Consider the following 22,162-nt stretch of genomic DNA (forward strand, 5'->3'; position numbering starts at 1 on the left):
CTAAAGTATAATTTACTATAAAAGTTTTAGGTTTTATTAAGTTGTAAATTAATAACTAATTGGGCAGTAGTTCTTAGGATAGAGATATCTCCTCGTTCCTCGTTCGATATGACGGGTCAGGGGCTTGGTCCTGAGGGGGCAGTGGTTCTTCGGTTAAAGACCTCTTCCCGAGGAATCGGGACAGGCTGTCGCTGCCTGCCTGCCAGACCAGACGTTAAATTTTTATACATCCTGCTTTTTTGAACCATGCTGCCCCCCTTTGGAGGGGGTTGGGGGGAGGATGATGAGATTTAAAGTAGGTAGTTCTTAGATTAGAGCTCAGCTTGTCCCGATAGCTATCGGGAGGGCATCGTAATGCAATTGCACAGCTATTCAACTCCCCTTCCTAACGCATTACGATGCCCACCTGCGTGGGAATGACGTGAACTAGAGAAGAATCCGTCATACTCAGCTTGTCCCGATAGCTATCGGGAGGGCATCGTAATGCAATTGCACAGCTTATTTATTACTCTTCGCAAGCAATCTATCCTTTAGATTTGTTTTGATTAATTTTAGAATGAGAAGGAAGCAGGAGTAAACTATCGCTCTGTCAGAGTTAGAAACTCATATCTCGATTTAGACTTCTGCCTCCCTTTCATCAGGAACTCAAATAGAAATTAGGGCTAGTGACCCATTATGAAGGAATTGAGCCGAACTGATGGATTCTCATTTCACATTCTTAACATGAATTTATGAAAAAGATTTTTATTGGGATCGACATCAGCAGCAAGACATTGGACATCTGTTTAAAGACTGAGGGTAAGGTCCAGCATTTCAACATCCAGAATGAGCCTAAGGCCATTAGGTCATTCCTTAAAAAGCACACGGTGGCAGGAACCATAGTCGCCATGGAGAATACCGGCCGTTATAACTGGCACTTGCTTGAGGGCATTGGAGGGCCTGGAACTGTCCGTATATGTAATGGCCCCGGCCCACCTGAAGAAGAGCCTTGGGCTTGCAAGGGGAAAGAACGACAAGGTTGATGCATTGAGGATCTGCAGCTTTATCGAAAGGAACGGGCAGGATTGCGAGCAATGGAAACCATCCACGGCATCCATAAAAAAACTCAGGGTACTGCTTGCAGAGCGTGAATCAAGGATAAAAATGAAGGGACAGCTGGCCAGGCAGCAACACGACTACAAGCTGATGAAAAGCCTTGGGGTGGACAGGGAGCTGCTCAAGCTTAACAAAAAGCTCATTGAAGCCATTGACGTGCAGATAAGGAAGATAGAATCCGATATTGAAAGGAGCATCATGGAGGATGGCGAACTCAGGAAAAAAACTGAACTTATGCGATCTGTGCCAGGGGTTGGAAAGGTGGTGTCATGGATGATGATCGCCAAGACCGATTGGTTTACATCGATCAGCGACCCAAGGAAGATGGCCTGTCACTGTGGGGTGGTGCCATTCGACCACCAATCAGGTACCTCGATAAGATTTAGGCCAAGGGTTTCCGTATTTGCTGACAGGAAGATGAAAAGCCTGCTCCATCTTGCTGCAATGAGTGCCATAAGGCTGAATAACGAGCTCAGAATATACTATCAGAGAAAAGTGGGCGATGGAAAGAACAAGATGAGTGTTTTGAATGCCGTTAGGAACAAGATCATTCACAGGATATTTGCTGTAGTAAAAAACCAAACCACCTATAAAAATGATTTGGTTTTATCATAGAAATCGAGATGACGGCCATAAATTACAACGTAGCCATATCAATTACAAATCTATACCTTACGTCACCTTTAACCATTCTTTCATAAGAAGCAGTAATGTCTTTAATATCTATCAATTCGATATCAGAAACAATGTTGTGTTCTGCGCAAAAATCTAACATTTCCTGAGTTTCAGGTAAGCCTCCAATACCAGAACCAGCTAGGCTTTTACGACCACCGATTAAAGAAAAAGGATGGATAGGATAAGGTGCGGGTACACCTACCACAATATGAACGCCATTGGTACGCAATAAAGAAAGGTACATGTTCATGTCATGATCTGCAGATACGGTATCTAATATAAAATCAAAGCTTCCAACTACAGCCTTTAGTTGTGCTGCATCTGAAGTAACCACAAAATGATGTGCGCCTAATTCTTTAGCAGCTTGTTCTTTTGAAGGAGAAGTACTTAACACGGTAACCTCTGCACCGAAGGCAACGCCAAACTTAACAGCCATGTGCCCTAGGCCACCTAAACCTAAAACGGCTAACTTATGTCCTTTTCCTACTTTCCAATGTTTTAGTGGCGAATAAGTGGTAATACCAGCACATAACAATGGAGCGGTTGCCGCTAAAGGTAATTTATCTGAAATGTGTAATACAAATTCTTCACGTACCACAATGTTATTTGAGTAACCACCATAAGTTGGCACGCCATCACGCCCTTTGTTATTGTAAGTTTGTGTATTTCCATCCAAGCAATATTGCTCCAAGCCATCTTGGCAATTTTCGCAAACCTGACAAGAATCTACCAAACACCCCACTCCCGCTAAATCGCCCAGTTTAAAGTTTTTTACATGATCGCCTACCTTAATTACTTTACCTACAATTTCGTGACCAGGAACCATCGGGAAAATACCGGGAAACCATTCGTTTTTAATTTGATGTAAATCGCTATGGCAAACACCACAGAATAATATCTCAAGCTGAACATCATGTGCGCCAACTTCTCTACGCTCAAAATTCCAAGCTACTAAATCAGTCTCTGGAGTTTGTGCTGCATATCCTTTAGATTGTATCATAATTTATTTTGTTTTGATAAGTAAAGTTATCATAAGTGTGAATACGGTAAATAAACATTTCAAATTATGGCGAATAAGTTACAAATGCTAATGGGGTTAGGGTTGAGTTGTGGAGGCGTTGAGTTGTTTATTATTTAATATTTAGAATAAAATTGCATCTTAGGTCTAGAAACGTTTCTCGTAACAGTAAAACAATAAGCCTGGTCTAAAACTCAAGTCAATTTCGCCAGCAAATACATAGCCTAATTTCGGGAATAATGTTTGGGTAGCTTTGTTCATGCTATTAGTGTCTACACGTAGGATATGGATATTTCTATCGGCAGCAATAAGTTCTGCCTCTTGTAATAGCGCCACCGCAACACCCTTACCTTGATAGGCTGGATGTACGGCTAGGCGGTGAATAACAATTGCGGTTTCATTGATATCCCAACCAACCTTTGCATATTCTGGTTCTTGGTCTGTGGTAATGGCGGCGATGCCTGCTATCGCTCCATCAATTTCTGCAAGCCATAATTGCTGTAATTGTAGGTCTTTTTCAAAAACAACAGGATTTGGGTAGGCATCATCCCATTGGAAATTACCAGCTTGGATCATTAATGGAACAACCGCTTTAACCAATTGCATGATCGGTTCTATATCTAAAAGTGTTGCTTGCCTGATGAGCATATTGTTGTGATAGTTACTTTGTATGTAGAATGATTAATGGGTTTATTTCCATCTCAAACAAAGAAACAAATTTCCCTTGTATTATTATTTATCTCTATAAAGAACCCTATAATTTGTTGGTTTACAGGTACAAAAAAAGACATTTATATTTTTTTAAAAAATAATTGGGCAAATTCATTTTAATCTCTATATTTGCACCTCCTTAAACAAAAGGAAATGATTCCGTAGCTCAGCTGGTAGAGCATTACACTTTTAATGTAGTGGTCCTGGGTTCGAATCCCAGCGGGATCACAAAGCCTCACACTAGTGAGGCTTTTTTCGTTTGGAAACCTCCAAAACTTGTTTTTGAAGAGGTAGACAAATGAAAAAAGATATTCCTGCATTGCAGGAATGAGGCTTTGGACAAGATTAATGTGGAGGGAACATATCTTATAATCCCAGCGGGATCACAAAGCCTCACACTAGTGAGGCTTTTTTCGTTTGGAAACCTCCAAAACTTGTTTTTGAAGAGGTAGACAAATGAAAAAAGACATTCCTGCATAGCAGAAATGAGGCTTTGGACAAGGTCAATTCGGAGGGAACATATCTTATAATCCCAGCGGGATCACAGAAATACAAAAACCATCTTTATTTAATTTAAAGATGGTTTTCTGTTTTTAAGGTAATTTGCAATATTGCTTAAAAACTAATTAAACGATGATTTTGGGTTCGATATCGGTAAGGTCAACCCTATGGGATAATAAAAAGATTACACCAGAGATGGTTGCCTATTAGGCACCAATATTATATCAAGAGCAATTTTCAGATATTTAATTTATTAGAGGTTAGTTATCTTTTGTATGATGAGGACAATTCACATTTTTTTTATCCAAACAGCCATTTTTGAACCGCTTAAAAGTATTTTAATCGCTTCTTCAATGGCTTGTGGTGTAGGAACTATGTTATCACTAAAGATTGTCAATTCACGTGTAATTTTATTTTTGATTCGATTAATCTTAAGCTCAAATGTCAACCAATAAAAAAAAAGCAAATCCCTAGGCAACGTTTAACTTTCAAAATGCATTATAATGGTAAACAACCATAAACTAAATGAAAAGATTGATACTTTTATTTTTACTTGCCTTATTGTCTTGGAAAAAGATATATGCATTAGAGTTTTACAATGGGGATTACCCTCAAGCACTTCAAAAAGCAAAAACAGAAAATAAACTATTGTTGCTGTATTTTACTGCCAAATGGTGTGGTCCTTGCAAATACATGGAAGCATACATCTATCCAGACCTCGTTTTAACAGAATATGTGAAACAGCATTATGTTGCTTTAAAAATAGATGTTGATACGCAGGACGGTAAACTACTTTATATAAGATCTCATCAGCCCAAAGGACCAATGGGAGTTCCATCCTTTATCATTCTAAATGAAAAAGAAGAGGTGCTTAGGAAAACTGTTGGTGGGATGAAGTTGGACCAGCTTAAAGACTTTTTTCTAATTGATAAAAACACAAAATCCATTTACACACTTTTGGCTGATAGTTTAGCAAAAGAACAATTAGTTATTAGTCAAAAAAAACCATCAGGATTTACCAAGTTCTTATACAACTCTATGTTTAGCAACTGGAAACCCGCATTAAAATTTGGAACAAATATTATGGGTTACCAAGGTAAAGCGTTACAAAATGAACCAGTCCTTGGGTACGAAATAGGCTTTTTTATGGATCTCAGCTTTAAATACAATGAAAAGACAAGACCGGGTTTCTGGCATAAAGCAAGATATGTCTTTCAACCAGGGCTCTCAATTACCTCTAAGGGTGGAAATATTAAGACAAATAATGTTGAAGCCCGTTTAACTGCTCATTATTTGGAGTTGGGACTTCTCAATAGCTACCAATTTAAAGGGTTTGGATATTTCAGATTATTTGCAAGTCCGTATGCGGCTACCAGACTTTGGGCAAAAACGAAGATAGATGGAGACCCCACGCACCACAATTTTAGTAATGATTTCAACAAGATGGATTATGGCTTAAGGTTTGGGCTAAGTAGGTATATGGGAAGTTTCGAGCCTTATCTTGGTTACAATCTAGGATTACAAGATATTAAAACAGGGACAGAGATAGTTCATAATCGAGGATTTTATCTTTCCTTTGCCCTCATATTTGGTAAGTAAATGCAACTATTTCCAATTGATTTAATAGAAGGGTGTAAAAAAGGTATTTGCAGCGCACAGCGGAGTCTTTTTGATTTTTACTATGATTATATGTTCAATGTTTGCCTACGCTATCTTAAAGATGAAATGCTAACCGAAGACATTCTTTCGCAAGGTTTCACCAAGGTATTTAACGGCATTGGAAAATTTAAGCTGGAAAAAGAAAATGGGTTACGTGCATGGATCAAAACAATTATGATCAATGAATGCCTTATATTCTTACGGAAGAAAAATAATTTTTTCTTGGTACCCTTAAGTGAAGCCGAAAATATTCCTTCACCAACAATTGATTTTGAAGAACTTGATTCATCTTATGTCTTACAAAGCATCTCAGAGTTACCTATTGGATATAGGACGGTATTAAACTTAAATGTGATAGAAGGTTATTCGCATCAAGAAATTAGCGTCATGCTGAACATTAAGGAAGCAACCTCACGCTCACAGCTTGCAAAAGCTAAGGAGGTCTTAAAGAAAAAACTATTAGAGTATAAATTAAATTATTATGGAAAAGGATAATTTCGGAGAACAACTCTGCCGCATTGTGCGACATTCTGACCATACAAACAAGACTTTAGGTAGAGAACGTGTATGGGCAAATATAAAACCACAGAAAAAATCGAACAAGGGCTGGTTTTATTCCATTGCAGGAATATTAATAGTTGGCATTTCCCTTATCCTGATTCTCGACCAAGAATCAAGACCTGTTTCAACTAAACCCAGCCTTGCCTCGCTACATACGAAAACAAAATTGCCCTTAAGACCTGGCCAAAATAAGAATATGAGTAAGGCATTAGCACCAATTAACAGCTTAGGTAATGAAATAGTGAAAGAATTAACGGTGCAAAGTGACCCTTCCCTAGAACATCATTCGAAAATAGGCCTGGACACCACAAAGGGAATAGATAAAACAATAATTGCAGAGAATAATACTGCTGGTTACCAATCCATGCCTGACCATATATTGGCCCTTAATGCTAAAACCATTGAAAACCAGATTCCAACCCCTGAGCCAAGTGAATTCACGGTACAATTTAAACGAGGTGCTATCCTGGAAACCAAAATGGAGGAAGCCATTGTTTTAAAAAAATTTAGACTTAGAAAGGATTCTTCCTATTTGGCAAACGCCATAGAGAGACAATCAATGAAAATTAGATTGACCTTTAAAAAAAACAACTAAAATGAAAGCAAAGACAAAATTGAGATACCTTTTTGTTGTGTTTATCTGTGGATTATCCATCAATTCTTTTGCACAAAAAAAACCTGACACATTAATTATTGGCACCAAGAACGGACAAATCCTTTTGGTTTCAGATTCCCTTCAAAAATTCAACGGGCTAATGATTGAAGAAATAATCAAAAAAGCATTGCTTTCCGTAAAAGATTCACTTACTTCTGAAGATAAAAAAGCAAGGAATAAAGTTATGCGAGAAGCACAGTATACCGAATTGATCAAGAACAAAAATCCTTTTAGAATAAACCCCTTCTTTGGGATAGGATTAATTCGTGATAAATTGAGTCCCTTTCTTGGGCTATCTTTAGATTTTGCACCTCAACGACAAGATTATTATTATAAAAAAGGTGGTATGTATACATTTATTAATGTTGCGATCAATTCATTCTTTTCGTTTAGCCAGAATCCATCAGGATACAGGACGCAAAAAAATATCTTTTTGGAAGCGTCAATAGGCAATAGGATGAATAATAAACTAATTTATAAATCTTTTAGTGAAATCTCTGGAGGAATAGGTTATTTAGTTCATCGAGAAGGCAACTATTTCAAAGGGAACTCCTTCAAGGTATATTGTAATTTTGGGCTTCCGAACTCATTTGTCAAAATCAGACCAGAGCTTTTCATCACTGACAATTTCAGGACTGCTTTTCCAGGCTTGGCAATAAAGTTTAATTGAAAGCCATTATCCAAAACTTCAAAGAATTATGAAAATGATCATTGAACTTGTAATACAATCTTGAAATGATTTTAAAATGTCAATAAATATTATTTAATGTCTTCTGTAATTTTGCAAATTATGGGGTGTTCGTTAACATTTTAAATTAACTAACGATTATGTATACTAGGGGATCTTTTATTTTATTGCTTATCATTCTTGGCAACCTGTGTTTTGCCCAAGAAAAATCAAATGTCATTCATGTTAAATCCGATAGCCAAGGTGAAATGACATTTCCCTTCTTCAAACATAATTCCTATTACCTAAGGGTATATAAGAAGGTCTCAGGCTATTCTTTTCAAAAGAAAATAGATACAAATGATATTTTCGTTTTTCTCCCTATAGCTGGTAAAAAAATTGGGAATTCAGACAACCCAAACAAATCCATGTTGGTAATTTTCAGAAAAATTGGGGATGATGTGGTAATTGCCTTTGATAACAACCGTAACCTTGATTTTGATGATGATAGCAATGCCTTGGTTATTACAAGAGGTAATGCGAACGAGCTGATATCAATTAGGGATGGTGAAAAGGTTTTCTCTTTTTACTTGAATTTATATGAGCCGAAAAACTTGGTAAGCAACAGTAGTAGGATACTTCCCAAGGAAACCATTAAGGATTTCAGGGCAACTGATCAATATTTCAACGTCAGGTTCAACAATGTCAGGTATGGCATATTCGAAAAAAAGTACATTGTAGGTATATATGACGCAAATTTTGATGGCATCTATGACCAGCCCGAAAAAGATCGTTTTTTTGTTGCTAGCGCTAAGAGGGTTGATCTTAACTTTGAAGAATCCTCTCCTTTGGGTTTTGGTTATTCTAGTCTTGATATCATCAAGTTGGATTCGTCTTGTTTTGAGATAGACTCGATATCCAAATATGGTGAGCATATCTATATGAAACCATACAAAGGAGTGACTAACAATCAGAGTTTGATTCCAACTGTATTGCCAGATGTCATTCCAAAAATCGATTTTATTTCAATTGATGGTGCTAACTTAGCCGTCAATAATTACCTGGAACGTGGAAAGTATGTTTTAATAGAACGGTGGGGCACATGGTGTGCAGGTTGTATTCAACAACAGCCATTAATAAGTGAGATATTTAATAACTACGGCTCAAAGATTAATCTGATCAGCTTGAACGGAAAAGATAATGACATCATTAATGTAAGGAAATATATTAGCGACAATAATATGACTTGGGTCAACGGATTTGAGAATGAAGAAACCCGTATCAATCTTTTTAGGACGTCAGGATACCCTTCTTACATATTATTGGATGATAAAGGAGAGATAATTATCAAAACGATTGATGTTGGCGAAATTATAGTTTTCCTTAAGAAAGAAATCAAATAGGATAATTTAAAGTCTCTATTGTAGACTAATTTTGCTTAAAAAGGTCTAGAATTTTGCTAGGTTAGCTTCTGTTTATAATTAAAAAAATAATTTATCAACCTGTTATGTTAAAATTTGTAGTATGTGTTTTTTTATGTTGTTTCACGAAATTGGGATTTACTCAAACTAGATTTATTGTCAATGGTTGCCTTAAGGATATAGATACTGGCAAGGTTTCAATTGTTTACAATGACAGGAGTATCAAGGTAGATTCCATTACGGTATCCGTCAATAAAGGGAAATTTACCTTTAGCGGAACGGTTTTATACCCCCATGCGGCATATTTGTATTTTAAGACCCTTATATCTGAAGTTTTTTTTATTAGTCCAGGCAACCAGGAGATTAAAGGAGGTTTTTCTGAGCATAATGTTTCAGTATCTGGTTCGGAGGCTAATGACGAATATATTAAGTACAGAAAGTCGTTTGCCGAAATAGATCAGCGTGATAAAAAATTATCATCAGATTTGCAAAAAAATAGGATGGACAACAACACATTGTCCACAATTAAAGCAGATAGTATTAAGAATGAGAGAATTCTTTTAGCAAAGACAAAAAGGGGAATTGTGTACGATTATGCCAAAAACAACCCTAATTCGTATGTTGCCTTATGGAATGTCGTTCTAGCGGCAAGAAAATCAGACCCTTATAAATATGAAAATGCATTTAATGTGTTGTCAGGAAATCTGAAAAGTACGTTAACTGGAATTGAATTTGCACGTAACCTTTTAAAATCTAAATCAATCCCCTTAACGAGTAACTCTATGTTTCCAACAGTAACCACCTTTTCGTTAAGTAAAAAACCAACAAAACTACAGTATGAGACCAATAAGTATACCTTAATCGATTTTTGGTTTAGCTCATGTGGTCCATGTATTGAACAGTTCCCAAAACTAAAACAAATATTCAATACCTATAGGGTTCTTGGATTCAATATAATTGGGATTTCAAACGATAACCTAAGTAAAGAAAAAGCAATGTTAACTATTATAAAAACTGAAAAAATGAATTGGGAACAATTGTGGGATTTTGATGGAAAGGTATGTGACAGACTTTTGATTAATGCTTTTCCTACAAACTTTTTAATTGATAACACTGGAAAAATTATTTTTAAAGATATAACTCCCGAAAAATTGAAAGAATTTTTAGCTAAATCATTATAATTCATTCACATAGGCAATTGTTTAACGTACGGGAATGAACATAAAAAATCTTTCCTTTTTTAGGTAAACTCTCTGGGAGAAAAACTCCATATTTTAAATAGTTCACTGTACCTCGAAAAGCCATTAGAGATGATTAATAAATCTTGTTTGTTAAGTGGAAATACTGTTTAGATGATTACAAACATTGTATATACCCTAGTAGTGAAATCACACAAAACTCTACTAGAGACCTTTCGATATTCCTCATCCAATTCCTCAACCAAATTAATTAAACGTTTTAAATCTGACACAAAGTGGTTCGAGAAAATGTCAGTCAAGTTCACAGAAAGCCTTACAGAGATGTAAGGCTTTTTTGTTTGGAAATCTCCAAAACTTGTTTTTGAAGAGGTGGACAAATGAAAAAAAGATATTCCTGTATAGCGGGAATGAGGCTTTGGACAAGATTAATATGGAGGGAACACTCAACAGGTACAAGGTACTTAAAAAGTACTTGGAGATATTTTTGCCTTTTAAATATAACGTTAAAGACCTTGACATGCGGAATATTGACATTGCCTTCCTGAATGAGCTTGATTACTATCTAAGGTCTGAGAAATCCTGTGCAATGTAAATGTCACGATGCTCAAAAATTCATGAAAATAATTGCGTTTCCTACTTTTGAAATCAAATTCAATTAGCTTCAAAATAATTCAATATACAACGGTGATAGGTATAAAAGCAAAAGCATAACATTTCTAGTATTTTGTAGATATTTAGATAAAAATTGCTTAATTCAAAATAGTACTTACCTAATTCAAATCAGCATGTACAATATAAGATTGAAAGCCTTTACTTTGATACTAAATCATAGTGAATAAATGCGTAATCTTATTCTATTTCTGTCTTTCTTTCTGTTCGCCATCTTTTGTAAAGCGCAAAAGCGGGATATCAACCTCGATGTAATTCATCCTGTTGTTAAACACGATAGCCATGGCGATTCTATTCGAAAGTATTTTTCAAGCACTACTTATAACAAAGGAAGGAATGACTTACTGATTTGCGCCTTTTATAGTAATAAACTTGAAGTGGATTACAAAGATCTTGTCAAGAAAATTCCGCAATTAAAAAATTATGAAAATCATAAAAAAGGGATTTATGAAGTAACGTTAAACAGCACTGGTGGCAGAGATGCCATTCCCATATTCGATACGTCTGGAATAATTATAACCGTTAACGGGATTAATGCTAAAAATGCACATGAATATGAATTTCGAGTTTTGAAAGACAAGAAAAAAGTTGTTGTGAATTGGCGTACGCCTAAATTTTTCGTCCCAGTTTATTGGATGAGTAGAATAGCAGATCCAGCGAAGAAAGATTTGGTAACCGCTTATTTAGGTCATTTTAAAGCGGGTTATGATACCGGCTTAACTTTCGAGGTAAGGAAAAAAGCTTTTCCCGATAGCATTAGCGTTTCTCTATCGGCATATTGGGTAAAATGGAAACCTAAGGTAGTTGGCGTATTCACCTTTTCTGGACTTCCAAATTTTTTACGGGTCTTTAATAGGCAATGGGGCAATCAGATGCTACGAAACAGCTATAATACCAATTGGAAAAGCGATACCACACTACTAAAGTTGAAGAATGAATTTAATCATGAAGACAATAATTTAATATTTTATTTAGACGACATCATTGGCTCTAAAAACGTTACCGAATACAATTTAGTAAATGGAAGGGATAGCACGGGATGGAAGTGGAACGATTTTGATTTTAATTTGGTTTGGCTCAAAAACCTTCCTCCCGGCAATTACGAGTTAAAAATGCGGTATAGTATGCAGCGAGAACATACTTCGAGCTATCCATTTACAATACGGGCGGCTTGGTATCAAACACTTTGGGCAAAAATAGGTTTAAGCATGCTGGTTCTTTTGGCTATAGGTTTTGTAGTGTTACTTTGGCGTTCGAGAAAACAAGCGGAGAAATTGAGAAGGCAAAGCACCCTAAAACAGTTGGTGCAAACGGAACTTAAATCTATCCGTTCGCAATTTAATCCGCATTTTGTATTTAATGCACTTAGCTCTATACAAGGCCTAATTGCCAAGAATGACTCAGAAAATGCATCGAAGTATTTGCTGGAGTTTAGTAGTCTGATGCGTGATTCTTTAAAAGCAAGTACAAATGAATTTGTAAGCATAGCGAGTGAAATTAAAATACTCGAAAACTATTTAAAGCTAGAAAAACTTCGTTTCGGATTTAATTATCAAATCGAAACCACCGAGCTGATAGACCTAAATGCGGTAGAAATTCCAAGTCTATTCTTACAACCTTTACTAGAAAATGCTGTAAAACATGGCATATCATCACTACAAGAAAATGGTTGGCTGTATTTAACTTTCGAAAAGGTAGCGTATGATATGGTGGTGATGGTAAAAGATAATGGGAAAGGATTTAATGAAAATAGCGAGCCGACAGGTTTCGGTTTACCGCTTACTAAAGAACGGATTAAGTTATTGAATCAAACGCTAAATGAGCAACATATCGAATTTTCGGTAACACGAGTAAACGATAAAACCCACGTAACTGTTTATTTTAAAAATTGGTTATTATGATTAGTGCTGTAATTATAGATGATGAGAAAAACAACATCGATAACATTGTTGGTTTACTTCAAAAACTCGAGTTGGTAATAACCATTGTGGGTACTGCCACCAATGCTGAAGATGCTATTCAACTCATTGTTACTACTAAACCTGATTTGTTATTTCTAGATATTCAAATGCCTAATAAAAATGGCTTTGAGTTGCTAAAAGCACTACCTCATTATCAGTTTGAAGTTGTTTTTGTGACTGCATTCGATCAATATGGTATCCAAGCCGTTAAATTCTCGGCCATTGATTATCTGCTTAAACCTGTTAATCCCGAAGAATTAGTAGCTGCCGTTCGTAAAGTAGAAATTAAGCTAAGCAGAAAAAAAGAAAACCTCCAACTCGAAAATTTGATGGAGCTTATACGTGATAAAGATGCTAAGAAGGAGCATAAGTTAGCGCTTGCATCGACTAAGGAAATAAGATTTGTAAATACGAGCGATATTATCCGGTGCGAATCGTCTAATGCCTATACCGAATTCTTTTTGGTCGATGGGAAAAACATCATGGTATCCCGACCAATTTTCGAATACGAAGAATTGCTAGCAGACTATGACTTTATTCGATGTCATCAATCTCATTTGGTAAATAAAAAATTCATCAAAAGTTTGCTAAAAGAAGACGGGGGCTATCTTTTAATTGAGGATAATGTGCGTATTCCAATTTCAAGAAACAAAAAAGAAAATGTACTTAATGCATTAAATAACATAAAAAAATAAACACAAAATGAAGAACTTATTATTTTTATTCCTGTCGCTTTACTGCATTCAGTTAAATGCACAACAAGTTTCTCTTTCTTTAGAGGATAAAAAAATGGATGCCTATTTGACGGCACATCAACCGGCTACCCTAACCATTCAAATTAAAAACTTGCCCGACACGGTAAAAAAGGTACCCATAACCTATACGCTGGTTCAACTTGGTGTAGGTATGCAAACTACACGCTATGCAGAGACGGATAAAACGGGCTTGGCAAAAATTATTTTTGATCAGAATTTTCCAAATCAGCAAGCCTGGTTAAGCGTAGGAGATTACTTGTACGCAGGTGTTTACTTAAATGATGGGTTAACGGTTTCGATAGATGCCAGCAAATTACCAAAGGATGGGGCATATATGATTGGAGACGGCATTGTATATTCGGGTTTGGATGGAAATCTGAATACGGTTATGAACAAAAATGTACTATTTAAAAAAGCTGAGAGGAACGCACTTACAAGTCGTCTTACAGAGGTAGGCAGAACGAGGAGAAACTTTACTCCAGACTTGTTTATAATCAAAGTTGACTCGATTAGAAAAGCTATAATAGCTTTGGAAGACGAATTTATCGTTACCAATAAAAATTATAGGTGGGCGGTTAAAAATGAGAGCTTGTCTGAAATATATAGCACATTAACGGCTTCCTATTGGGGTGACGTCATGCCAACAGCATTATTTAAAGAAGTTAGTGCGCATCAACCTATGTTTACAAGTAATGATGGGTCTGCGTTCTACAATTATTTGAATATCTATACCCGAAATATGAAAAGAGGTAAGGAACCAAAAACACTGACCAGTAATTTAGCGCTCTTAGATAGTTTGTACACCCCACAAAGATCAGCTATTTTGAAGCTTGTGTCGCTAGACTCAGAAAAAGATGTTTTTTCTAAATCGTATTCAACCATTATCAGTAGCATGCAATCACGGTGGACTAGAAAAATAGCAAACAACGAATTGATCAAGGCAACCAATAATCAAAAACGCATTGATAACTTACTTGCAAACTCAACAAAAATAGAAACCATTACCATAGGTACTCCACTTTCAAAATTAGCATTCGGCGCAGAATTATTTCAAATAATGGAGTTAAAAAGTGTGGATGACTTTATGCTTAATTTAAAGCAAAAGTTCCCGAATAAAGCATTGATTATCGATTTTTGGGCTACTTGGTGCGGACCATGTCTGGGAGATCTTCCCAATAGTAAAAAGTTACACGAAGCCAATAAAGATTTACCCGTAGAATACATCTATCTCTGCACAAGTGGCGGATCTACTATGGAATTGTGGAAGCAAAAAGTTGCCGATTTACAAGTGCCAGGCGTACATATTTTCGTGAATGATAAGATCGTAACCCAGCTTAAAGAAATGTTAAACGCCGGCACAGGATTTCCGGCTTATGTGGTGATGGATGTAAATGGCAAGATAAATTCGAAAGTCATTACGCATATGGGGTATTTAAATAGAGAAAGTTTGAAAAAAGTGATTGGTTTATAGCCTAACTTTATTATCCTCTTCGGTAGAAAAATTCATTTATACCTTCTCATTTGAATATTCGTTCGAAATTTTTATCTTTATGTTATGGCATTTGCAGCTAAAACGTATATAAAAAAGGTGAGTGATTCGGTGAGTACGAAATCCAAAACCTTTCAGATATTGAATAAACGCTGAAATTTGAAGAACGTTCGAATCCCAGCGGGATCACAAAGCCTCACACTAGTGAGGCTTTTTTCGTTTGGAAACCTCCAAAACTTGTTTTTGAAGAGGCAGACAAATGAAAAAAGATATTCCTGCATTGCAGGAATGAGGCTTTGGACAAGATTAATGTGGAGAGAACATACCTTATAATCCCAGCGGGATCACAGAAGGCCTCACAGAAATGTGAGGCTTTTTTGTTTTATTATGTTTGTTATCCTGAGCCTGCACTGCTGGCAGCCAGTGAAGGATCACTTATTTTTAGTAAACGGGATTACAAATCCCAAGGATAAGAAGTACGAGATGCCTTTACCCAAAGCGATGTCTTTGGGACAGAACATCTCGAACAGCGAGAAGAGTTTGAAACCTTCGCCGTTATGTATTTCATCAAGTATTATTCATTTTTCTGGTAGAGCACATGGCCCATCAGGTGATTTTCTGACCATATCGATTTACAAAATACATTTCATCAGGACGTCCTTTTTTGATTAAATTTGGGAGCTAATTTACCATATGGATCAATATAATTTTCTTGAGATCACTGCTTTCATTGGAATTTTCGTCATTCTATTTCTTGCCTTGTTTTTACTGACCGTGAAAACGAAACACAAATTAGGAAATCAACTTTTTGCTTTTTTTCTTATCGGAAATGCCATAGATGCTTGTAAACATTTGATTCATCATATTCCTGAAAATTTCATCAACCTTGAGGCTTTTCGTTGGAGTATTGTCTTTTTGGTTCCTGCATCGTTTTACTTCTATGTAATGTCGGTTTGCTTTTCTGACTTCCGATTAAAAACGAAACATTTACTGCACGCTATTCCATTTATTGCTTACAATTTGAATTTAATTTCGGGTATATATTTTGAGACTACCGCAATGAAATTGCATTTTATGCAGCGTATGAATCAAATGCCTATTACACATTTTTTCCAAATTCTTTTCGAATTGCTATTTCAAGTTTATTTTATTGCTTCATTTCTGATTATTAGAAATTCCAGAACTGTTTATCTTGAGAATTATACGAATCCTAATATTTCTCTAATTAATGCGCTGCACAAGATAACAATTGTATATTATCTCTTACATTTCTTAGTGCTGCTGAGATGGCTGGTTACTTTTACCATCGGTTTGGGAGAGGTAAGACAATGGATTGTAACCCTTGATGGGTTTACGTTTTTATTTTGTACTTGTTGGTATCTATTTATTGCATTAAACAATCCTGAATTTTTCAGAGGAGTGAATTCCCATCTGAAACCTATTACAGAAGTTGTTCGAAAACAAAAACCTAATCTTCTGGTAGCAGAAGAAAAAAATAAGCAAATCGAATTCTTAAAAGATTTTATGGTGGAAAAAGAACCCTACTTGGATTCATCATTAACCATTCAGGATTTATCCGAGCAAGTAAAAATGCCAGTTAAAGATTTATCTACTTTGATTAACTTTTATATGGATAAACACTTTTTCGATTTCGTAAATGAATATAGAATTGAAAAAGCGATGCAAATCCTTAGAGATTCTTCTCAAAAAGAACTGACTGTTTTGGAAATCTTGTACCAAGTTGGTTTTAATTCCAAATCTTCGTTCAGCACTTCTTTTAAAAAACACACGGGAAAAACACCGACGGATTTTAGAAAAAATCCAATTTAGTTCGTTTTTTTTATAACAAATGCGTTCGACTTTTTTTAATCGGTCGTGTATTAATGAGATGTAAAGCATCTTTGCATTAAATTATAAATCAAAATGAAAAATCGACTTGTATTACTATTAATAACTATTTTCTTCACAAACAATCTTTCGGGACAAGATTTAAATGATTTTTTTTCTACACTTTCAAATAAAAACCTTGTTAACGGAAGTGTATTAATTTCAAAATCCGGGAAAACCATATTTTCTAATAACTATGGATTTTCTAATATTGAAAAGAAAGAAAAACTGAATGACCAATCTCAATTTCCTATTGCTTCCATCACAAAAACGTTTACTGCTACAGCAATTCTTCAACTTCAACAGAAAGGAAAATTGAATATCAATGAACCTGTTCAAAAATATCTGACCGATTTTCCTTATCCGAATATCAGCATCAAACGACTACTCAATAATACTTCTGGATTGGCGCAGGAATATACTTTGTTTGATACAATTATTAAAGAACAGCCTGAAAAAATCATATCGAATCAGGATATAATACCAACGTTTATTCGTTTCAAAACACCACTTTCATTTTCGCCTGGAAGCAAATGGGAATACAACAATGTCAATTTTTGCCTAGCAGCTTTGATTATTGAAAAGCTTTCTGGAATTAGTTACAGGGATTATATAGAGAAGAATATTTTCGGACCTGCAAAAATGAAAGATTCATTTGTACCGTTAGACAGAAAAATTAAAAGTCTAAATCAAGTAGAATTATACGCTTATCCTAATTTTTATTCAACCAATCTTGTTAATAAAAATACTTTAAAAGAAACTTTCCTAATTGTTGAAAAAAGTAATTTCTATGGGCCAGGTGGGATTGTAAGTACGGCTTTAGATTTACAAAAATATCAAAAAGCATTATTCAATTATCTGATTTTGGGTAAAAAAGAATTGGAAGAAGCTTTGACGGCAACAAAACTCAATGATGGAAAAACTGTTTCTTATACTATTGATGGAAAAGAAATAAGTTATGGTTTAGGTTGGGAGATCTACACGGATGAAAGAGAGGGGAAAATTGTTTTTCACGATGGCTTCATTACCGGATTGACGAGTATTTTGTTGCATAATATCACTAAAAATCAAAGTGTGATTTTGCTTTGTAATTTGGGAAATAGTCCGGTTTTTCCTATTTCTAATGCTGTTTTAAATTTGATAAACGATGAACCTTATACAATTCCTACTCAAAATCTTTCGAGAATCTATGGAAGTTTAATTGAAAATGGAAATAAGGAAAAAGCAAGTGAATTAGTTGAGCAATATTTGAAAAATCCGAGTAGTTATGAGGCTTCTGAAAGAGATTTCAACAGATTGGGTTATCAATTTCTGCGACTTCAAAAATGTGATAATGCTTTGGAAGTATTCAATTCTGCGACTTTAATTTTTCCAAAGAGTTGGAATGTTTTTGACAGTTACGGCGAAGCTTTGCACCAATGTGGTAAAAAAGCAGAGGCAATAAAAATGTATCAAAAATCGGTTGAACTAAATCCTGAGAATGAAAACGGGAAACAAATGCTTTTAAAAATTGAAAAGGAAATTGGGAAGTAAGATAATCTCTAATGTAACAAAACCTTTCTGTATTATTATATTTTAAACGTTAAATTTGGGCACCACTAAACGTCCTCCCCAGTATTCATACGGCCGAAGATCCTTCTCCCTGGCCCTTTGCCTGACAATTAATTAATTGTTACCGCTAGCTTTCTTACTTTGCACCAACATTGCATGTAGCACTTCGGTAGAGAAACCATGAAGTAACAACCTGAAAGCTGCACCAGCTGTAGGTAACGGTATCATGGGATGCTTATTATTTAATGCAGTAAGTTTTTCTGGACAATCCATGATAGTAGCTGCATAAATGCCGATAACTTCATCGAGTTGCAATGAGTTGGTAGCACGCCAAAAATCATTGTCTGTTAGGTAAAACTGATAAACTGGAGTAAATACTTCAATTGCTGTACTAAGATCAATAAAATTGGTCCATCCATCTCTGAATTCTGAAAAAGGAATCTCACCTGTAGTTATGGCACTATAATCAGGATTTGTCTTCTTCTGAATTTTTAATCCTTTTTCCTCTATTGCCTTGTTAAGGTTGATGATGAAATTATACAAGTTTAAATCGTGCTCGAGAAATAAATTATCTTTAACATCACTTACCGATAAAGGTTTTAAAGGATTCATTGGAATTTCTTCTGCTCCATCTACATTGTCCTTTATAAACCTCAATACTTCAGAGCCTAGATAAAAATGTCGCAGGATAACAAAATTCGCCTCAGGTGTAATAAAATACTTCATACCAATATACAGGCATTTATGTAGCATTTTAGGCGCGTTGATTAAATTAGGAATTAAAATCTTAAACAACTGCATTAATATAATAGAAAGCCTTGCAAATACCTTAACTACAGGATAAAGAAATTGTCTGCTTTTAGTAGAAGAATCGTACAAAAAAGCAGCTTTCGCATCGGCGTTAAATGGAACACTTTTATCGAGGTACAAGGCATGCCAGTGGCTCGGATTGCGTGGCTCATTCACCATTTCTTCGAAATATTCTTTTTTATGTAACATACCGGATTTTAAAAATTATCTATTTCTTCTAATTGTAAGGTATAAAGTTTAGCTACCACTTTGGCTGTTTTAACTATTTTTTCGGCAATTTCCTTTGTAAGTAGTTCAGATTGGATAGCCTGTTCAAAACGCTCGAAATGATTATCATTCGCATCACTTGATTCGTGATAGATAAAAAAGGAAACCTGATCTTTATCAAGGTTCAGCTGTTGTTGGATAGCCCTACCCCATTTACCTGAAACCCTATTGCCTAAGCCTTCTATGATAAACATGCCCCCAAGCAAATCGAAGGGATTAGGTTGACTAGCGCGATGAAACATATAGGCGCTTAAAGCTTCGCTACCGATATTTTTAATGCCCGTTAAGATTTCGGTCTCCGTTCCACCACAATTGATATAATTCTTTTCTAAAATCTGATAATCACGATGTTCATCAGAAGAATGTTTAATAAAAGCCGAACGCACAGGGAAATATTCCATGCTTACATTTGATGCCGCACGGGCGATCCATTGTGATCCATCAATTACCTGCTGACGAAGATTTACTAGCAAACGTTTGTACTCTTCCAAAGTAAGCTGGCCTTTAAATATTTTTTTAACAATTGGCACTTGCTGTAATCCGCGTTCAAAATCAAACCAAACACCCGTCAATTGCCGTACAAGCCATTCTTGTACTGGTTTATCTTGAACCCTGATTTCTGGAGCCTTAATTTCTTCAATCTTGTCTGAAAAAGAAACTTTTTGGCTTCCAACAGAACTCCTTACAGTTAACATCATGTATCCTGTAATGAATCTGCCGCTTTCAGGAACCATGCATAATATCTTTTGCCCCGAAGCTAGCTTACCACTTTTCATTAGCTCATCAAGCATTACAAAAATAGATGCTGACCCAACGTTACCCACAGTGTATAAATTGGTAAACCATTTCTCTGGTGCAATTTCAACCCCACCTTTTTGCAATAAATCAACAATTTGAGGTTTAAAGTGATGCGAAGAATAATGACAAACCAGCCAATCTATATCTTGTGGTACAAATCGATCTTCGTCGACCAGCTCAAAGAACCGTTGAATCCCGATTTTCACAATATTATCAACCAAATACATGTCTTGCTTAAGATTAATCGCACCAGCTGCATTCGCTTCCGCGATCGTATCATAATCAAGCCAAGTTTTTTCAACATTGCCATTTTCGGACTTGTTTGCACCCGTATACATACATACTTCATAAGCATGTGCATAAGACTTAAGGTCTACCCAATCAATTTCAAGTGAAAGACTTTGCTGTGAAACCTCATTCTGAAGCAACATTGCCCCTGCACCATCGCTAAGCATCCAACGCAAAAAATCTATCTCTATCGGCAACGTTGTATTCTTGAGCTCAAATGCATTCTGACCATTAAAACGTTTGGATTTAAACATCCTACTAGGTAATTCGGCAGCACAGCAGATTGCATTTTTACTATTACCAGACTTAACTTGGAGATAAGCATTTTGAATGGCCATCATACTTGCAGCACATACACTTTGGTGCGAAGCAATATTACATCTACCAATGCCACTTTCGGCATGAACCATACTCGCAAAACCAGGAACAGGTAAATCACTTTGTGTTGTTGCCGTACTCAACATATCAATTTCATTGTAGCTCAATGTACTACGGTCGATGCAGTTTTTAATGGCAAGCGCAGCCATTTCATATGCTTTATGTGTAGTGTGCTGTTGCTGATCGAGCGCATAATACCTTGTCTTTATACCATTTTTTCGCAAGAAAATATCTTTTGTACGGGAAGGTATATGATTAAACAAACCAAGGAAATTCTCGATCTCATGATTGGAAACAGGCTCATTTGGAAAAAAAGACCCAGTAGAGGTGACAAAAACTCTATTCATTTTAAATTGAGGTTCTACATAATGTGTCTAGCCAAGGTAGTAAAAATCCTAAATTACCCCTGCCTTTTTTATGATGCATACCATGTCTGTAAGAAAATTTCAGCACATGCTTTGGATCATGCGTAGCAAACAAATCATAATTGCAATGACCGAGCAAATTAATGATCAAACTCATTACCGGTAAAGCGAGAATGGCAGCTGCCTGAAATGGATAAACAAATAAAGGGAACAAAATCACAGTGCCTAATAAAAAAGCTTCGGCCCAATGGAAACTGAAGGTAGAAAAAACAGTGGTTTCTATTGAATGGTGGTGAACTCGATGAATATTTCGCATCATCCATTTGGTATGCAACAGATAATGACAACAATAAAAATGGATTTCATTCCATAAAAAAAGCACCAATACTTGCAATAGAAACCACCAGTTGAATGCGTAACTTATCTGAAACCAGTCATATACCAAACCTTGTTGGATTAAAATACCTTGTAAACTAAAAACAAATATAGAGCATATAGACTGCCAAATCTCTCTTTTGGTTTGTCCTTGGTACAACGAAGTCTCTATCTTAGTAAGCTGCTTAGTCTTTGCAATTTTTTTAAATAAGGCAAGCCCAGTAAGGGTAATCAACCAATATATCAAATTAAAAAAGACAAAAAAAGCGATAAATGCTTGATACCAAATTTCAAAAGTCCATCGAAATAGTGCTTCTATCATAAAATAGGTGATGTCTGTTAAGTCCTTTTAAAGATACCATTAGTAAAGCAAAATTTATACGTTTTAAATCTGACACAAAGGTGTT

Annotated in this window: 18 protein-coding genes and 1 tRNA gene; 14 read left to right on the plus strand and 5 right to left on the minus strand. The window is 35.7% G+C overall.

Translation table 11 applies throughout. From position 1 onward, the window contains the following. Positions 1 to 921 precede the first annotated feature (921 nt). Positions 922 to 1,710, plus strand: a complete 789-nt coding sequence (locus tag EZ428_RS13815) for a transposase (RefSeq protein ID WP_131553755.1) — start codon at positions 922 to 924, stop codon at positions 1,708 to 1,710. Positions 1,711 to 1,732: 22 nt separating this feature from the next. Here EZ428_RS13815 and EZ428_RS13820 read toward each other — a convergent pair whose 3' ends face one another. Then, a complete protein-coding gene (locus tag EZ428_RS13820; RefSeq protein WP_131553756.1) occupies positions 1,733 to 2,770 on the minus strand; it encodes an NAD(P)-dependent alcohol dehydrogenase in 1,038 nt (345 codons plus the stop codon). A gap of 165 nt (positions 2,771 to 2,935) precedes the next feature. Further along, positions 2,936 to 3,436, minus strand: coding sequence for a GNAT family N-acetyltransferase (locus EZ428_RS13825; protein ID WP_131553757.1), 501 nt, complete (start codon positions 3,434 to 3,436; stop codon positions 2,936 to 2,938). Positions 3,437 to 3,654: 218 nt separating this feature from the next. Between EZ428_RS13825 and EZ428_RS13830 the strand changes: the two genes are divergently transcribed. The 13 genes from EZ428_RS13830 (at position 3,655) to EZ428_RS13890 (ending at position 18,456) form a co-directional block, all read left to right on the plus strand. After that, positions 3,655 to 3,727 (plus strand) — tRNA-Lys (locus EZ428_RS13830). Positions 3,728 to 4,525: 798 nt separating this feature from the next. Further along, positions 4,526 to 5,599, plus strand: coding sequence for an outer membrane beta-barrel protein (locus EZ428_RS13835; protein WP_131553758.1), 1,074 nt, complete (start codon positions 4,526 to 4,528; stop codon positions 5,597 to 5,599). Beyond that, complete coding sequence (locus EZ428_RS13840) at positions 5,600 to 6,154, plus strand: RNA polymerase sigma factor (protein WP_131553759.1); 555 nt, start codon at positions 5,600 to 5,602, stop codon at positions 6,152 to 6,154. After that, positions 6,141 to 6,815 (plus strand): hypothetical protein, encoded by a 675-nt coding sequence (locus tag EZ428_RS13845; protein ID WP_131553760.1) that lies wholly within the window; start codon positions 6,141 to 6,143, stop codon positions 6,813 to 6,815. The genes EZ428_RS13840 and EZ428_RS13845 overlap by 14 nt, the downstream gene beginning before the upstream one ends. 1 nt (position 6,816) lies before the next feature. Beyond that, positions 6,817 to 7,545, plus strand: coding sequence for a hypothetical protein (locus EZ428_RS13850; protein ID WP_131553761.1), 729 nt, complete (start codon positions 6,817 to 6,819; stop codon positions 7,543 to 7,545). Positions 7,546 to 7,703: 158 nt separating this feature from the next. After that, positions 7,704 to 8,945 (plus strand): TlpA family protein disulfide reductase, encoded by a 1,242-nt coding sequence (locus EZ428_RS13855; protein WP_131553762.1) that lies wholly within the window; start codon positions 7,704 to 7,706, stop codon positions 8,943 to 8,945. 104 nt (positions 8,946 to 9,049) lie between these two features. Then, on the plus strand, positions 9,050 to 10,144 hold the full coding sequence (locus EZ428_RS13860) for a TlpA disulfide reductase family protein (protein WP_131553763.1): 1,095 nt from the start codon (positions 9,050 to 9,052) through the stop codon (positions 10,142 to 10,144). Positions 10,145 to 10,577: 433 nt separating this feature from the next. Beyond that, on the plus strand, positions 10,578 to 10,754 hold the full coding sequence (locus tag EZ428_RS24370) for a phage integrase SAM-like domain-containing protein (RefSeq protein ID WP_225871074.1): 177 nt from the start codon (positions 10,578 to 10,580) through the stop codon (positions 10,752 to 10,754). 247 nt (positions 10,755 to 11,001) lie between these two features. Beyond that, positions 11,002 to 12,732 (plus strand): sensor histidine kinase, encoded by a 1,731-nt coding sequence (locus tag EZ428_RS13870; protein ID WP_131553764.1) that lies wholly within the window; start codon positions 11,002 to 11,004, stop codon positions 12,730 to 12,732. Continuing rightward, positions 12,729 to 13,487: a LytR/AlgR family response regulator transcription factor gene (locus EZ428_RS13875; protein WP_131553765.1), complete on the plus strand. Its 759-nt coding sequence runs from the start codon at positions 12,729 to 12,731 to the stop codon at positions 13,485 to 13,487. Before EZ428_RS13870 ends, EZ428_RS13875 begins: the two co-directional genes overlap by 4 nt. Before the next feature lie 7 nt (positions 13,488 to 13,494). Beyond that, positions 13,495 to 15,018 (plus strand): TlpA family protein disulfide reductase, encoded by a 1,524-nt coding sequence (locus tag EZ428_RS13880; RefSeq protein WP_131553766.1) that lies wholly within the window; start codon positions 13,495 to 13,497, stop codon positions 15,016 to 15,018. A gap of 711 nt (positions 15,019 to 15,729) precedes the next feature. Further along, positions 15,730 to 16,866 (plus strand): helix-turn-helix domain-containing protein, encoded by a 1,137-nt coding sequence (locus EZ428_RS13885; RefSeq protein WP_131553767.1) that lies wholly within the window; start codon positions 15,730 to 15,732, stop codon positions 16,864 to 16,866. A gap of 93 nt (positions 16,867 to 16,959) precedes the next feature. Further along, on the plus strand, positions 16,960 to 18,456 hold the full coding sequence (locus EZ428_RS13890; RefSeq protein ID WP_131553768.1) for a serine hydrolase: 1,497 nt from the start codon (positions 16,960 to 16,962) through the stop codon (positions 18,454 to 18,456). 132 nt (positions 18,457 to 18,588) lie between these two features. Here the strand turns inward: EZ428_RS13890 and EZ428_RS13895 are convergent, their stop codons facing one another. The 3 genes from EZ428_RS13895 to EZ428_RS13905 are packed head-to-tail and all read right to left on the minus strand — an operon-like array spanning position 18,589 to position 22,077. After that, the gene (locus tag EZ428_RS13895) at positions 18,589 to 19,473 is read right to left on the minus strand and encodes a DUF6999 family protein (RefSeq protein ID WP_131553769.1); all 885 of its coding nucleotides are present in this window, start codon (positions 19,471 to 19,473) and stop codon (positions 18,589 to 18,591) included. Between the two features lie 8 nt (positions 19,474 to 19,481). Continuing rightward, positions 19,482 to 21,362 carry a beta-ketoacyl-ACP synthase III gene (locus EZ428_RS13900; protein ID WP_131553770.1) on the minus strand — a complete coding sequence of 627 codons (1,881 nt, stop codon included), beginning with the start codon at positions 21,360 to 21,362 and terminating at the stop codon, positions 19,482 to 19,484. 1 nt (position 21,363) lies between these two features. After that, positions 21,364 to 22,077 (minus strand): sterol desaturase family protein, encoded by a 714-nt coding sequence (locus EZ428_RS13905; protein WP_131553771.1) that lies wholly within the window; start codon positions 22,075 to 22,077, stop codon positions 21,364 to 21,366. Between the last annotated feature and the right edge of the window lie 85 nt (positions 22,078 to 22,162).

Source organism: Pedobacter frigiditerrae (genome assembly GCF_004331645.1).
Lineage (GTDB): Bacteria > Bacteroidota > Bacteroidia > Sphingobacteriales > Sphingobacteriaceae > Pedobacter > Pedobacter frigiditerrae.

Bases quoted from the DNA above. Each gene is read 5' to 3' on its own strand.
- EZ428_RS13820 (WP_131553756.1), bottom strand. From the start codon at position 2,770: ATGATACAATCTAAAGGATATGCAGCACAAACTCCAGAGACTGATTTA.
- EZ428_RS13825 (WP_131553757.1), bottom strand. From the start codon at position 3,436: ATGCTCATCAGGCAAGCAACACTTTTAGATATAGAACCGATCATGCAA.
- EZ428_RS13835 (WP_131553758.1), top strand. From the start codon at position 4,526: ATGAAAAGATTGATACTTTTATTTTTACTTGCCTTATTGTCTTGGAAA.
- EZ428_RS13840 (WP_131553759.1), top strand. From the start codon at position 5,600: ATGCAACTATTTCCAATTGATTTAATAGAAGGGTGTAAAAAAGGTATT.
- EZ428_RS13845 (WP_131553760.1), top strand. From the start codon at position 6,141: ATGGAAAAGGATAATTTCGGAGAACAACTCTGCCGCATTGTGCGACAT.
- EZ428_RS13850 (WP_131553761.1), top strand. From the start codon at position 6,817: ATGAAAGCAAAGACAAAATTGAGATACCTTTTTGTTGTGTTTATCTGT.
- EZ428_RS13855 (WP_131553762.1), top strand. From the start codon at position 7,704: ATGTATACTAGGGGATCTTTTATTTTATTGCTTATCATTCTTGGCAAC.
- EZ428_RS13860 (WP_131553763.1), top strand. From the start codon at position 9,050: ATGTTAAAATTTGTAGTATGTGTTTTTTTATGTTGTTTCACGAAATTG.
- EZ428_RS13870 (WP_131553764.1), top strand. From the start codon at position 11,002: ATGCGTAATCTTATTCTATTTCTGTCTTTCTTTCTGTTCGCCATCTTT.
- EZ428_RS13875 (WP_131553765.1), top strand. From the start codon at position 12,729: ATGATTAGTGCTGTAATTATAGATGATGAGAAAAACAACATCGATAAC.
- EZ428_RS13880 (WP_131553766.1), top strand. From the start codon at position 13,495: ATGAAGAACTTATTATTTTTATTCCTGTCGCTTTACTGCATTCAGTTA.
- EZ428_RS13885 (WP_131553767.1), top strand. From the start codon at position 15,730: ATGGATCAATATAATTTTCTTGAGATCACTGCTTTCATTGGAATTTTC.
- EZ428_RS13890 (WP_131553768.1), top strand. From the start codon at position 16,960: ATGAAAAATCGACTTGTATTACTATTAATAACTATTTTCTTCACAAAC.
- EZ428_RS13895 (WP_131553769.1), bottom strand. From the start codon at position 19,473: ATGTTACATAAAAAAGAATATTTCGAAGAAATGGTGAATGAGCCACGC.
- EZ428_RS13900 (WP_131553770.1), bottom strand. From the start codon at position 21,362: ATGAATAGAGTTTTTGTCACCTCTACTGGGTCTTTTTTTCCAAATGAG.
- EZ428_RS13905 (WP_131553771.1), bottom strand. From the start codon at position 22,077: ATGATAGAAGCACTATTTCGATGGACTTTTGAAATTTGGTATCAAGCA.